Here is a 14,014-nt window from a genome sequence, read left to right as displayed (position 1 = left end):
GTTTATGGTAGATTTTGCAGAACATCGTAAAGCGTTACTCTGCAATGATGCTCAATCCATTGCTGACTACAGTGCAGCAATGGATCAAGCGACTCAAGCAGTCGCGGCATGGTTGCAAAATGACAAAATGTACACAGGCGGCAGCATTAAAGAATTGCGTGAAGCGATTTCTTTCCAGCCTGCAAAACAAGGCTTGGGTGTACAAAAGTCATTGGAACGCATGGTTGAGCTTTTCTTAAACAAAAGTTTAAAAGTTCATCATCCACATTCTTTGGCACATTTGCATTGCCCAACTATGGTGGCAAGTCAAATTGCAGAAGTTCTCATTAACGCAACCAACCAATCTATGGACTCTTGGGATCAAAGCCCTGCAGGTTCATTGATGGAAGTACAACTGATTGACTGGTTACGTCAAAAAGTTGGCTATGGCGCAGGTCAAGCGGGCGTGTTCACTTCAGGTGGTACACAGTCTAACTTGATGGGTGTGTTATTGGCGCGTGATGCGTGTATTGCAAAGAACTGGAAAGACGAAAACGGTAATCCGTGGTCTGTTCAGCGCGATGGTATTCCAAGCGATGCAATGCGTAATGTGAAAGTGATTTGTTCTGAAAACGCACACTTCTCTGTGCAAAAGAACATGGCGATGATGGGCATGGGCTTCCAGTCGGTTGTGACTGTACCTGTTAATGAAAATGCACAAATGGACGTGGTTGCACTTGAGCAAACCATGGCGCATTTAAAAGCTGAAGGTAAGATCGTTGCATGTGTGGTTGCAACTGCGGGTACAACCGATGCGGGCGCGATTGATCCACTTAAAAAGATTCGTGACATCACCAATCAATATGGCGCGTGGATGCACATTGACGCAGCTTGGGGTGGTGCATTAATTCTTTCTAACAGTCATCGTGACATGCTTGATGGTATTGAGTTGTCTGATTCTGTGACACTGGATTTCCATAAGCATTATTTCCAAACTATTTCGTGCGGTGCGTTCTTACTGAAAGATGAAGCGAACTATCGTTTCATGCACTATGAAGCAGAATATTTGAACTCTGCTTATGATGAAGAGCATGGTGTACCAAACTTGGTGTCTAAGTCATTACAAACAACACGTCGTTTTGATGCATTGAAACTTTGGATGACAATTGAAGCCTTGGGTGAAGAACTTTACGGTTCTATGATTGATCATGGTGTGAAGCTAACCCGTGACGTTGCTGATTATATTAAGGCGACTGCAGGTTTAGAATTGTTGGTTGAACCACAATTTGCTTCAGTATTGTTCCGTGTTGTGCCTGAAGGTTATCCAGCAGAGTTCTTGGATAGCTTGAACCAAAACGTGGCAGATGAGTTATTTGCACGTGGTGAAGCCAATATTGGTGTAACTAAAGTCGGTAATGTTCAATCATTGAAGATGACGACTTTAAGTCCAGTGGCAACACTTGAAAACGTAAAAAACTTGTTAGGCCTAGTATTGGCAGAAGCAGATCGCATTAAAGATGCGATTGTCGCGGGTACTTATACGCCACCAATCGACTAATGCTTTCATTATTCAGATTGTTATGAAATACAACAAAAGAAGTCACTACGGTGGCTTTTTTTGTGTCTGATTAAAAATATTGCAGTGAAGTGTTGTACCGTTCTTGCTTGAATTTTGTGATGGATTGGGTGTTTTGGGCTCAAATAATGCACTGCGGATGTCATAAAAATTACGCAATTGGCGAATAAACCATCAATTTTGGTAGAAAAAACCATAAATAATGATGACATTGGCATGAATTATTACAATTTGAAATTTAAATACTGAAAAAAAATAAGCACTCTAGTGTTTTATTAGTTATTGATTTTAAATCATTTAAAAATTATTTCAGATACGAAAAGCAAATATAACCAAAGCGTAACAAAGCTGTAACATGGTTGTCATATTATAAAACCACAATGCAGTTATCGAAATAAGTACAAAACTTAATAACAAGTGACGTACTCCGAACTTGCATACTATGAGAGAGAACAGAATGCGCTTTACTAACATCGCCATTGCTTTAGCCGTATCTGCAGCAGCTGTAACAACTGCTAACGCAGCTCGTGACACCATCCAAATCGCGGGTTCTTCAACCGTTCTACCATACGCAAGTATTGTAGCAGAAGAATTTGGTAATACTTTCCTACAATTCAAAACTCCAGTTGTTGGTTCAGGCGGTTCTTCAGGTGGTTTGAAGCAGTTCTGTACAGGTGTGGGTGATAACACAATCGACATCGCGAACTCATCTCGTAAAATTAAAGATTCAGAATTAGCTGCTTGTAAAAAAGCAGGCGTAAACCAAGTTTTAGAAATTAAAATTGGTTACGACGGTATCGTATTTGCTTCTAACGCAAACAAAGCGGCTTACAAATTAAAGCCTTACCATGTATATGCAGCAATTGCAGCTCAATTACCATCTAAAGGTAAAATGGTTGCTAACCCATATACACGTTGGAACCAAATTGACAAAACACTTCCAAACGAGCCTATTACACTTGTAATTCCAGCGTCTAACCACGGTACACGTGAAGTGTTCCAAGAGAAAATGGTTGATGCAGGCTGTGAAGCTTATGCTGCAATCAAAGCATTAGACAAAGATGCGCAAAAGAAAGCGTGTACTACTTTCCGTAAGGATGGTCGTGTAATCGAAATCGCGGGTGACTACACAGAAACACTGGCACGTTTGAAAACTTCTCCAAGCGCAGTAGGTGTATTCGGCTTAGGTTTCTATGACCAAAACCGTGACCGTTTACGTGTTGCAACTGTAAACAACGTAGCGCCATCTGAAAACACAATTTTAAATGGTTCTTACCCTGTATCACGTCCATTGTTCTTCTACGTGAAAGGTGAGCACCTTAAATCAATCAAAGGTTTACCGCAATTTACTGAATACTTCTTGAGCAAGAAAGTATCTGGTAAAGGTTCTAAATTAGACAAAGCAGGTTTGATCTCTATGTCTGACAAAGAGCGTGCACAAGTTCTTGCTAACTTCAAAGCTGGTAAAGCGGTTAAGTAATTTGAGTTAAAGCAGCTGATGGCAGGGAACAACCTGCCATCGGCTTTTTGCTAAGAAATGTTTTTTCAAAAACACAAATTGAAAAAACAGTGGAGAATACATGAATCTGCTACTCATAGGTGTGTTATTGGCGATTATCGCCGTAGCCTATCAAATCGGGTTAAGCAAGAGCCGTAACCTAGCAGGTAAGGGAAATAACTCTGCAATGTTACATTCTCGCCCAGGATATTATGGCGCGTTGGTAGCATTATGGTGTGGTATTCCTGCTTTTTTAATTTTGATTGTTTGGAACTTGGTTGAACCAAGTATTCTAGAGCAAGTGGTAATTAATAATGTGCCAGCGCACATTGCTGCAAGCCTAGACCCTGCAAGTACAAGTGTTTTGGTTGATCGCGTACAAGCCATTGCATCTGGTTTTGGTGTAAGTGATACACCTGCTGCATACGAAGTTGCAGCGGCAGAGCAATTAGCGAAAATTGAAACCATTGGTTCTTATGCCAAACTTGCGGTGGTGATCTGTGCGGCCTTATTTGGTTTGCTGTGGGCAAAGAAACGTGTTTCACAACAATTCCGCGCACGTAACCAAGTTGAAAAAATCATCAACATTTCTTTGGCATTATGTTCTGGTGTTGCGATTCTAACTACGGTTGGTATTGTGATGTCCATGTTCAGTGAAGCGATGCGATTCTTTAGTTTCGTTAGCCCACTGGATTTCTTCTTTGGTACAGTCTGGAACCCTGGTTTTAGCACCTCGGGTAGTGCAGATGGCAGTTATGGTTTACTTCCATTACTGTGGGGTACATTGATGGTGAGTGGTATTGCTTTATTAGTTGCAGTACCTATTGGTTTAATGATCGCCATTTACCTTGCAGAATATGCATCGCCTAAATTCCGTGCATGGGCAAAGCCGACCATTGAAGTTTTAGCAGGTATTCCGACCATTGTGTACGGTGTATTTGCCATGATGATCATCGGCCCGTTCCTTAAAACTGCGGGTGCAATCATTGGACTAGATATTAATGCCACGAGTGCATTAACCGCTGGTTTAGTGATGGGCATCATGATTATTCCTTTTGTATCTTCATTGTCTGATGACATTATTACGCAAGTGCCGCGTGCGCTGCGTGATGGTTCTTTAGGCTTGGGTGCAACCAAATCTGAAACCATTCGTCGCGTGGTGATGCCAGCTGCATTACCAGGGGTGATTGGTGCATTCTTACTTGCTGCGTCACGTGCAATTGGCGAAACCATGATTGTGGTGTTGGCTGCAGGTAATAGTCCTTTACTACACGCAAACCCATTAGAAGCGGTATCTACGGTTACGATTACGATTGTGAACCAATTAACAGGTGATACAGATTTCGCAAGTCCGCAGGCATTGGTTGCTTTCGCACTTGGTTTGACCCTGTTCGTGATTACCTTAGGTTTGAACATTGTTGCACTATACATCGTGCGTAAATATCGTGAGCAATACGACTAATGAGTACTTCAAATACATCGTCTTTGGATCAGTTAGATCCACAAGCTGCTGCCGAATTACGTGAACAACGTAAAAAAACCATCGCCAGTTCATTGGGTAAGCGTCATCGTAAGGAAAAAACCTTCCGCTTGATGGGTTTCTCGGCAGTTATTGCAGGTTTATTCTTTGTCGTATTGTTATTCGGCAGTATCTTATCTAAAGGTTTGCCTGCGTTCTGGCAAAGCAGCATGAGCCTTCCAATTTACTTCGATCCAGCGATTGTCAATGCAGGTCCAAAACCTAAGGCGATTGCAGGCGAGTCACCAGCACAATACGAAGACCGTATGATTGCGTGGCAAACCGAAATGGGTATGGTCGATTGGGATGCTTTAATTGTGAATGGTATTGTGGCGAAAGACAAAGCGCTTGAAGCTAAGCGTGATGATCTTGGTTACTTATATACCAGTTCTGAAGCATACCGTATTCGTGACATGGTCTTGGCTGATCCTTCTTTAATTGGTCAAACCAAAGAAGTGAAAGTGCTTGCAGATGCGAACGTTGATGTATGGTTAGAAGGCAAGATTGACCGCAGCTTACCAGATGAGCAGCAACAATTAAGCCCTGAAGTACGTCAATTGGCAGATCAGCTCGAATCACAAGGTATTATTGAAAGTACTTTCAATACCAATATTTTTGTTAGCCCAGACTCACGTAGTTCTCCAGCAACTTCTGGTTTGGCGGGTGCATTCATGGGTTCATTATTCATGATGCTGATTGTGATCTTTATTTCGATTCCAATTGGTGTTGCATCGGCAATTTACTTAGAAGAATTTGCGCCAAAAAATGCGATTACTGATATTATTGAAGTGAACATCAATAACTTGGCCGCTGTACCTTCTATTGTATTTGGTTTGTTAGGTGCCGCGATCTTTATTGGTTGGATGCATTTACCATTGTCTGCACCATTGGTCGGTGGTTTGGTACTGAGTTTAATGACTTTACCAACAGTGATTATTACCACGCGTGCATCATTAAAAGCAGTGCCGCCGTCTATCCGTCAAGCTGCTTTAGGTTTGGGTGCTTCTCGTTTACAAACAGTGTTCCACCACGTACTCCCACTTGCATTGCCGGGTATTTTAACGGGTGCAATTATTGGTGTCGCACAAGCTTTAGGTGAAACCGCACCATTGTTATTAATTGGTATGAGTGCTTTCGTTGCCAGTGTACCAGCAACTCCACTTGATCAATCTACTGCGTTACCTGTGCAAATTTTCTTATGGCAGGGTAATGAATTGCGTAACTTCTTCGAGGGACGTACCGCTGCAGCCATTATCGTACTACTTGCGCTAATGATTGGCTTAAACAGCCTTGCAATTTGGTTACGTAAGAAGTTTGAAGTACGCTGGTAATTGAGGGCAGAGAATATGAATACTGTAGTAAGCACAGAAAAACCGAATTCCTTAGAACAGGATAAGCAAGTGAATCCACAACAAAGCCAATTTACATCTACCCATGTAGAACAGAAGCAATCATCGACTTCGTTTGTTTCACAATTTGATACGCAAACTTCAAGCAAAAAAGAAGCGAAATCTTCAAATGTAAAGTTAAGCACCAATGACGTGCATGTGTACTATGGTGAATCTGAAGCGATTAAAGGTATTGATTTAAATATCTATGAAAATGAAGTGATTGCCTTCATTGGTCCATCAGGTTGTGGTAAATCTACGTTCTTGCGTACTTTAAACCGTATGAACGACACGATTGATAGCTGTCGTGTAACGGGTAAAGTAATGTTGGATAACCAAGACATTTATGACCCGAACCTTGACGTGGTGTTATTACGTGCGCAAGTGGGCATGGTGTTCCAGAAGCCAAACCCATTCCCTAAATCAATTTTTGAAAACGTGGCTTATGGCCCTAAATTGCATGGTTTAGCACGTGATAAGTACGATTTAGAAGAAATTGTAGAAAACAGCTTGCGTAAGGCAGGTTTGTGGGATGAGGTGAAAGATCGTTTGAATCAACCAGGTACAGGTCTTTCTGGTGGTCAGCAACAACGTCTTTGTATCGCGCGTACCATTGCGGTAAGTCCAGAAGTAATTTTGATGGATGAACCATGTTCGGCGCTTGACCCAATCGCAACGGCAAAAGTAGAAGAATTAATTTCTGAACTTTCTACCCAATATACGATTGCGATTGTAACGCACTCAATGCAACAGGCAGCGCGTGTATCTGACCGTACCGCATACTTCCATTTGGGTGATTTGATTGAAGTGAATGCGACTGAAAAAGTATTTACTCAGCCAGACCATCAATTAACAGAAGCGTATATTACAGGGCGTTTTGGTTAATCTGCTTAAGTCCTGAAAGCTATTAAAACAGAATCTTAGGATTCTGTTTTTTTTGTTATAGTATTGATTGTTTTGTACGCGCAGCGAAAATAAAAAATGCAGTTTCCTTCACAAGAAGAACGACAACAGGCAAAACCAGCACGCCAAGCCACGAAAAAAATAATCGATGCCTTGTTTGGATTTCAACATAGTGCAGAGACGATAGCAGCACTTTTGGTTTTGCTGAGTATTTTATTGGCAACGTTTTTTAGCCATGATGGGTGGTTTCCAACCTCTCAAAGCCCCAATATGAGCAATTATCATCGTTGGTTGTATGATCAATTTGTGATAGTTTCAGGTGTGATAGTGCTAGTTGTTTATTTTAGGGTACAGCAGCAAGTAAGTGATCCTGATTTTCGGCAGGCTTGGCGAGACTATATTGATGCCAATGCTAAATTTAAGTTTTATCGCTATGTAAAAGCACAACAAAAAAATAAGTTGCCGCTCTTGCACAGTGCAGTAGGTGAATTTCTCTTCGTGATGTGTTTCTGCGTAGGTTTAGTGTGTTTCTATTCAATGCTTACACCTTCAGATCATGAGCGTAGAGGTAGTTTTCTACTGTTTGGTTGGTGGCCGATCAACGCACTTATTATTGGGATTTGCTACCAGGGGCAAATTTGGTTTGCTGTACGTTTAATGGCTGTTCGGCAGATTTCTAAACAATATTTACGATTGATTCAAAAAGAAGCTGCTTTAAGATAGAAAAAGTATTGAAAAAGTCGAAATTGACCTAATGTAGTCCTAATAAACCGAATTAAATTGAGAACTCATTTTTATGTTATTTCATTTACCTAAACTACCTGCCGAAATTCGGATTAGTCATTTGAATGCGCGAATTAATGAACAACGAAAAAAAATTGCGCAAACCACGGCATCTAAACTCGAGCTATTACAACTTTCACAACAAATGGCACGTGAAGCGCGCGCCCGTAAAAAGAACAATCAAAAAATTTATGTGTTGGATTTTAAAGGTGATACTGCTGCGTCTGCTGTAGAGCAATTGCGTGAAGAAATCACCCTAATTTTGGCAACGGCCAAAGCTGGACGTGACCGTGTTGTGGTACGTTTGGAAAGTCCAGGCGGTATGGTGCATGGTTATGGGCTTGCAGCTGCACAATTGGTACGTTTGCGTGATGCAGGTTTCCATCTCACGATTTGCGTCGATAAAGTCGCAGCAAGTGGTGGCTATATGATGGCATGTATTGGTTCAGAAATTGTGTCAGCGCCATTTGCGATTTTGGGTTCTATTGGCGTAGTGGCACAAGTGCCTAACTTTAATCGCTTGCTCAAAGAAAAAAATATAGATTTTGAGATGTACACAGCAGGTCAATACAAACGCACTGTGACCATGTTTGGTGAAAATACCGAAGAAGGCAAGGCTAAGTTTGAAGAAGAATTGCAACAAACTCATGTACTATTTAAACACTTTGTCGAAAAATACCGTCCACAACTGAATGTTGAAAAAGTGGCAACAGGTGAGCATTGGTATGGTCAGGATGCACTGGATTTAAACTTGGTAGATAAGTTACAAACCTCAGATGAATACTTACTAAGTTTGTTGCCACAGCATGATATTTATGTGATTCAAACCCGTAAAAAGCCAACTTTGGGTGAAAAACTGGGTTTGCAAGCTGCACAAATGGCAGACAGTTTGATTCCTGCAGTGATGAATAAACTGGTTGATAGCCTAAGCAAAGCCAACAGCAGTTTGTTGCAAATCCGTGATCCTAAACTGTAATAGTGATGATCTAACTTCTAAAATTTATCTAAAAATTGCGCTCAATTGAGCGCAATTTTTTTATTCACTTTTATTCAAAAATATAGGGTCTTTGATTTAAGCATCTTAATTTTCAATTCAGCTTGATGTTATATCTTTGTGATAAGAACAAAACCACCTTGATAGATTGAATATGCAAACAAATAGTGTGCCCGCGAAGCAATCAACATCTACAGATTTAATGATTCGCTTTTTGCATGTGGTGATGCTGCTAAGTTTTACAGGGGCTTACTTAACAGGTGATGCGGAAGAATGGCATCAGTTACATATGGCTTTTGGCTATACGTTGGGGATTAGTTTAGCTTTACGAATCGTATGGCAGGTGTTGAGTATGTTGAACAGCACACAGCCGACAGGAATTTCTAAACGTTTAGGCATGATTCAACAATTTGTAAAACGCGATTGGAAACAGCCACAGCAGTTTTTTTCATTACCGTTTTTAAAGTCAGGCAGTTCCAGTGCGTTTCAATTCAGTATTTTGTTGATTTGGTTGGCATTGCCTTTAACTGTGTTGGTTGGATTTTTCACCGATTATACCCAAAGTCATACTTTAAAAGAGCTACATGAATTTGCAGCAAATTTATTCTTAGCTGCGGTATTGGTGCATTTAGCGAGCTTAACTTTAAGCAGCGTATTGTTTAAAAAATGGCTTGCCAAAACCATGTTTTGGGGGTCGGGTAAACCTGCAGTATTAACGGTGTTGATCTGGATGATTTCAGTCGCAAGTTTAGCTGGCTTCTGGTGGTGGTATTGGCAATAAATTTGGATTTAGTACGAAAGAGGCATCCTGTTAGGGTTTCTTGATCAAGTAGAAGCATCCCATCAGCATTGCTCCTATCGTTGCTAAAAGCATATCCATGTGTGCATCCCAAATATCACCTTGCTGACCATTATAATTTTCAGCATCTTCTGGCGATAAGCCAAGCGCAATCAGCCATTCCACCCATTCATAAATTAAACTGCTTGCCATGACAAATTGAATGACCAAAAGATATAAAACGATAGGTTTGTTTTTTGGAAACCAGACTTCAAACAAGCGCAATAAAACAGGGTAGAGCAAAATACCATAAGCCAAATGCACAAAACGGTCATACATATTGCGTGACCAGCCCATACTCTGATCTAAATTAAAGCCGAAGCTGTGCAAAATCCAATCATTATACGGCACATAAGAATACAGATAATGCGCCCCGACAATGTGAATCAGTAAAAATATTAAATACAGCACAAAGCTAGAAAAACTCAGTCCTATTTTTTTAAACGCAATCAATAAAGCCGCGAGCATAAAAACTGTGCCTGCCTGATGCAGTAGATACGATTCAAATTCCAGTGGTTGAATACTGGCAGCAAGCATGGCGAGTATAACCAAGCCTAAAGCACAGTAATGTTGAATGCGGAATTGATTTTGCATGTGATGTTTAAGTTGGAAGATTTGTTTTATTCTAATAAAAATGCGAAGCCGAAGCTTCGCATTTTTGTATTGTGATGAATGCTTTTACAAATTAGATTTTAGCAATTAAATCTTGAATTTGTTTTGCTTGTTCAGCTGCATTACCTGTGTAAGTTGCAGGCGTCATTGTCGCTAAACGTGCGCGATCTGCTGCAGGAACGCCTTCCAACTCATTACCATTCACGAAATCTACCATCATGTCACGTGTCATAGCTTGACCACGTGTAAGAGCTTTTAATTTTTCGTATGGTTTTTCGATGTTATAACGACGCATCACAGTTTGAATTGGCTCAGCCAATACTTCTTGAGCATTGTCTAAATCTTCAAGAATACGTTGTGCGTTCAATTCAAGTTTGCCAATACCTTTAGAGCAAGCTTCAAATGCGATCAAGCTTTGTGCAAAACCAACACCCATATTACGCAATACAGTCGAGTCAGTTAAGTCACGTTGCCAGCGAGAGATTGGTAATTTTTCGCCTAAGTGAGCCAAGACTGCATTGGCGATACCCAAGTTACCTTCAGAGTTTTCAAAGTCAATTGGGTTTACTTTGTGCGGCATGGTTGAAGAACCAACTTCACCTTCTTTCAGTTTTTGCTTGAAGAAACCAAGTGAGATGTAGCCCCAAACGTCACGGTTGAAGTCGATTAGAATGGTGTTGAAACGACGTAGCGCATCAAACAATTCTGCCATATAGTCGTGTGGCTCAATTTGAGTCGTGTATGGGTTAAAGCTTAAACCTAAAGATTCTACAAATGCTTGAGAATGTGCAGGCCAGTTGATTTCTGGGTATGCAGAAAGGTGAGCGTTGTAGTTACCTACTGCACCATTGATTTTGCCCAAAAGCTCAACTTGCTTGAACTGTTTGATTTGACGTGCAAGACGATATGCCACGTTTGCCATTTCTTTACCCAAAGTTGTTGGGCTTGCAGTTTGACCGTGAGTACGTGACAACATTGGTTGATCTGCATGTTTTTCTGCCAATGCAACAATCGAATCAATGATTTGCTGCATCGCTGCAACCAATACTTCACGACCATTTTTAAGCATTAAAGCATGTGACAAGTTGTTAATGTCTTCTGAAGTACAAGCAAAGTGAATGAATTCACCTGCATTTTTCAACTCATCAATGTTGGCAATTTTTTCTTTTAAGAAATATTCAACGGCTTTTACGTCATGGTTGGTGGTGCGTTCAATTTCTTTAATGCGGTTAGCATCATCTTCAGAGAAATCTGCAACAATTGCATCTAATGCAGCATTGGTTGCAGCACTGAAAGCTGGCACTTCGGTAATTTCAGGACGATTGGCAAGCGCTTGTAACCAACGCACTTCAACAGTCACACGAGCATGGATTAAACCAAACTCAGAGAGGAAAGGGCGGAGTGCATCACATTTGCTTGCATAGCGCCCATCTAATGGAGAAAGTGCGGTTAAAGCGTTCATATCGATTCCTTAAACTTTGGAATTAAACCTAAAACAAAAGCGTGTTCAGCATGGTTTAAACCACCTGATACTGTAAACGCGCCAGATCTTGAATATCACGTAATAATTTACGTTTGCTAAATACCATGCCCCATGAACTGCCACCAAGTTGACGCCAAAGGTGTGCCATTTGTAAGCCTGTAAAAAGCGAAGCTCGAATTCGGTTGGTATGTGCAGAATCCTTAAATGCTTCTGCATTGCCACGTACCATAATGCGCGGGTTAATTTGTCCCGCAGTATCGACATAAGTTTGGGCTAAATTGGCAATAATACTGGGATGCAAATAGTTATGATCAAAAAATGAAAGTTGTTTTAAGATTTTTTGCTGCGATTGTTCAATAATTTCGACGTATTTAGGATTGCTATACACTTTCTTTTCTAATTGTAAGAGTGCCATCGCATACGACATGGGTAGTTTGGTATTGGATAATTTAGGTAAACGCGATTTAGGGGCAGTATTAAAAGGTTGGTTGATGCTGCTTTCTAGTGTTTTTAAACCTAAAGATATATCGGCCAAATGATTAAAAAAATCTAAAGTTTGCGAACTGTGGTTGCTACTTGGACGGATATTTAAACTGGCTTTAATCAATTGCTCAAAATAAAAGTTACCGCTTTCACCAATACTTTGTCGACCTGTGAGTGCAGTCATGTGCGTGAGCTGGGTGGCTTGAAACACACCCGCTAACGCCAAGGCACGATTTTGGCGAACATTCAGAGTTGGTGACTGTTGAAACGGTAACTCTGTCATCCGAAACAATCCTTAAATAAAATCGGGTTTAGGTGCATTGGTATGGTGAATCACACCACCACCTAAACACACTTCGCCTGAATAGAATACGACACTTTGACCAGGAGTGACTGCACGTTGTGGCTCATCAAATTCCACACGTACACCGCCAGGCATGCTGTCATCATTGAAAATTACACAGTCCTGATCATCTTGGCGATAGCGAGTGCGACAAGTACAACGGAAGCCTGACGCTGGAATTTCTTGTTCACCTGCCACCCAATCAATTGCTTCGCTCCATAAAATAGTGCTTTGCATGAGTGGATGTTCATGACCTTGACCAATCACTAAACGATTGTTTTCAATATCTTTATGCAGGACAAACCATGCACCTTCAGCAACACCTTTTAAGCCGCCAATACCAATCCCGCCACGCTGACCGAGCGTATAGTACATTAAGCCGTGATGTTCACCAACCTCTTTGCCATCGTCTAAAACAATTTTTCCAGCTTGAGCAGGCAAATATTGTTTTAAGAAATCATTAAAGCGACGTTCACCAATAAAGCAAATCCCTGTCGAGTCTTTTTTCTTGGCAGTGACTAAATCTAGTTCTTCGGCAATTTTTCGGACTTGCGGCTTTTCAATTTCGCCCACAGGGAACAAGGTTTTATTGATTTCACGACCATGCACTGCATGTAAGAAATAGGTTTGATCTTTATTTTTATCTAAACCACGTAACAGTGGAGCGTATGCTTCACCTTTGGAGTTGTACTGCGTTCCACCACGACGAGCGTAGTGACCTGTGGCGATAAAATCTGCGCCTAAATTCATGGCGTGATCTAAAAAGGCACGGAACTTAATTTCTTTATTGCATAAAATATCTGGGTTTGGCGTGCGTCCTGCGGCATATTCGGCAAGAAAATGCTCAAAAACCCGATCCCAATATTCCATCGCAAAGTTGGCTGTATGCAACTTAATGCCTAGCTTGTCGCACACCGCTTGCGCATCGGCAAGATCTTCCATCGCGGTGCAATATTCAGTGCCGTCATCTTCTTCCCAGTTTTTCATGAAAAGCCCTTCAACCCGATAACCTTGTTGAAGTAGAAGTGCAGCAGAAACAGATGAATCTACACCACCTGACATACCGACGATGACACGTTGTTGCATAGGATTAGGCATCCAAACTAGAAATAAGGGGAGAATTTTGGTGCTCGTAAATGAGCGATAAAGGATAAGATTGACCACTGAGCGCATCTTGAACCGCTTTCAGTACCAACGGACTTCGGGCACGTGCTGATTCAGCCAGTTCGTCTGCAGACATCCATACTGTACCAATAATATCGGGATCGAGCTGGGCTTGCGCATCATGTTGCAGCGATTCGGCTAGAAAGCAGAAGCGATAATAGGTGCGGTCAGGAAACATAGGCGGAGTATAGCTATAAATACCGAGTAAGGCATTAATTTTCACCCGATGCCCAGTTTCTTCCATGGTTTCACGTATTGCTGCTTCAATTAAGCTTTCGCCAGCTTCAACATGCCCTGCAGGCTGATTAAACACGCTATGCGTCACACCTTCTGTATGTTCTTCAACAAACAGGAATTTTCCGTTTTTTTCGATAACGGTGGCGACAGTAACGTGAGCAGTCCAAGCGGTCATTGAAAAGCACCATGGGGTAAAACGCATATTCTACAAAAT

At 41.3% G+C, this 14,014-nt stretch carries 13 protein-coding genes; 8 read left to right on the top strand and 5 right to left on the bottom strand.

Features of this window, described 5'->3' with window-relative positions:
• The first annotated feature begins 4 nt into the window (after positions 1 to 4).
• The 8 genes from HYG89_RS00750 to HYG89_RS00715 all read left to right on the top strand — a co-directional run bounded on the left by HYG89_RS00750 (position 5) and on the right by HYG89_RS00715 (position 9,421).
• Complete coding sequence (locus HYG89_RS00750) at positions 5 to 1,537, top strand: aspartate aminotransferase family protein (protein ID WP_178865593.1); 1,533 nt, start codon at positions 5 to 7, stop codon at positions 1,535 to 1,537.
• Between the two features lie 475 nt (positions 1,538 to 2,012).
• Positions 2,013 to 3,035 (top strand): substrate-binding domain-containing protein, encoded by a 1,023-nt coding sequence (locus tag HYG89_RS00745; protein WP_178865590.1) that lies wholly within the window; start codon positions 2,013 to 2,015, stop codon positions 3,033 to 3,035.
• Positions 3,036 to 3,135: 100 nt separating this feature from the next.
• Positions 3,136 to 4,515: a phosphate ABC transporter permease subunit PstC gene (pstC, locus tag HYG89_RS00740; RefSeq protein ID WP_004971674.1), complete on the top strand. Its 1,380-nt coding sequence runs from the start codon at positions 3,136 to 3,138 to the stop codon at positions 4,513 to 4,515.
• A complete protein-coding gene (gene pstA / locus HYG89_RS00735) occupies positions 4,515 to 5,903 on the top strand; it encodes a phosphate ABC transporter permease PstA (protein WP_004971672.1) in 1,389 nt (462 codons plus the stop codon). Before pstC ends, pstA begins: the two co-directional genes overlap by 1 nt.
• Positions 5,904 to 5,918: 15 nt before the next feature.
• Positions 5,919 to 6,845, top strand: a complete 927-nt coding sequence (gene pstB, locus HYG89_RS00730; RefSeq protein ID WP_167845917.1) for a phosphate ABC transporter ATP-binding protein PstB — start codon at positions 5,919 to 5,921, stop codon at positions 6,843 to 6,845.
• A gap of 96 nt (positions 6,846 to 6,941) precedes the next feature.
• Positions 6,942 to 7,586 (top strand): hypothetical protein, encoded by a 645-nt coding sequence (locus HYG89_RS00725; protein ID WP_178865588.1) that lies wholly within the window; start codon positions 6,942 to 6,944, stop codon positions 7,584 to 7,586.
• A gap of 73 nt (positions 7,587 to 7,659) precedes the next feature.
• Complete coding sequence (gene sohB, locus HYG89_RS00720; protein WP_004971667.1) at positions 7,660 to 8,622, top strand: protease SohB; 963 nt, start codon at positions 7,660 to 7,662, stop codon at positions 8,620 to 8,622.
• Between the two features lie 172 nt (positions 8,623 to 8,794).
• Complete coding sequence (locus HYG89_RS00715; protein WP_004971665.1) at positions 8,795 to 9,421, top strand: cytochrome b/b6 domain-containing protein; 627 nt, start codon at positions 8,795 to 8,797, stop codon at positions 9,419 to 9,421.
• 30 nt (positions 9,422 to 9,451) lie between these two features.
• Here the strand turns inward: HYG89_RS00715 and HYG89_RS00710 are convergent, their stop codons facing one another.
• The 5 genes from HYG89_RS00710 to HYG89_RS00690 form a co-directional block, all read right to left on the bottom strand.
• Entirely contained in the window at positions 9,452 to 10,072 is a 621-nt protein-coding gene (locus HYG89_RS00710; protein WP_178865585.1) for a DUF2238 domain-containing protein, read from the bottom strand.
• 91 nt (positions 10,073 to 10,163) lie between these two features.
• Complete coding sequence (gene purB, locus HYG89_RS00705) at positions 10,164 to 11,552, bottom strand: adenylosuccinate lyase (protein WP_019837658.1); 1,389 nt, start codon at positions 11,550 to 11,552, stop codon at positions 10,164 to 10,166.
• Positions 11,553 to 11,607: 55 nt separating this feature from the next.
• Positions 11,608 to 12,339 carry a high frequency lysogenization protein HflD gene (hflD, locus tag HYG89_RS00700; RefSeq protein ID WP_004971659.1) on the bottom strand — a complete coding sequence of 244 codons (732 nt, stop codon included), beginning with the start codon at positions 12,337 to 12,339 and terminating at the stop codon, positions 11,608 to 11,610.
• Positions 12,340 to 12,351: 12 nt separating this feature from the next.
• Positions 12,352 to 13,485: a tRNA 2-thiouridine(34) synthase MnmA gene (gene mnmA / locus HYG89_RS00695; RefSeq protein ID WP_178865581.1), complete on the bottom strand. Its 1,134-nt coding sequence runs from the start codon at positions 13,483 to 13,485 to the stop codon at positions 12,352 to 12,354.
• Positions 13,486 to 13,489: 4 nt separating this feature from the next.
• Positions 13,490 to 13,975, bottom strand: a complete 486-nt coding sequence (locus HYG89_RS00690; RefSeq protein ID WP_096901080.1) for an NUDIX hydrolase — start codon at positions 13,973 to 13,975, stop codon at positions 13,490 to 13,492.
• Positions 13,976 to 14,014 lie beyond the last annotated feature (39 nt).

Source organism: Acinetobacter sp. SwsAc5, from assembly GCF_013391485.1.
Classification (GTDB): domain Bacteria; phylum Pseudomonadota; class Gammaproteobacteria; order Pseudomonadales; family Moraxellaceae; genus Acinetobacter; species Acinetobacter towneri.
This window is presented reverse-complemented; position numbering and strand designations above follow the sequence as displayed.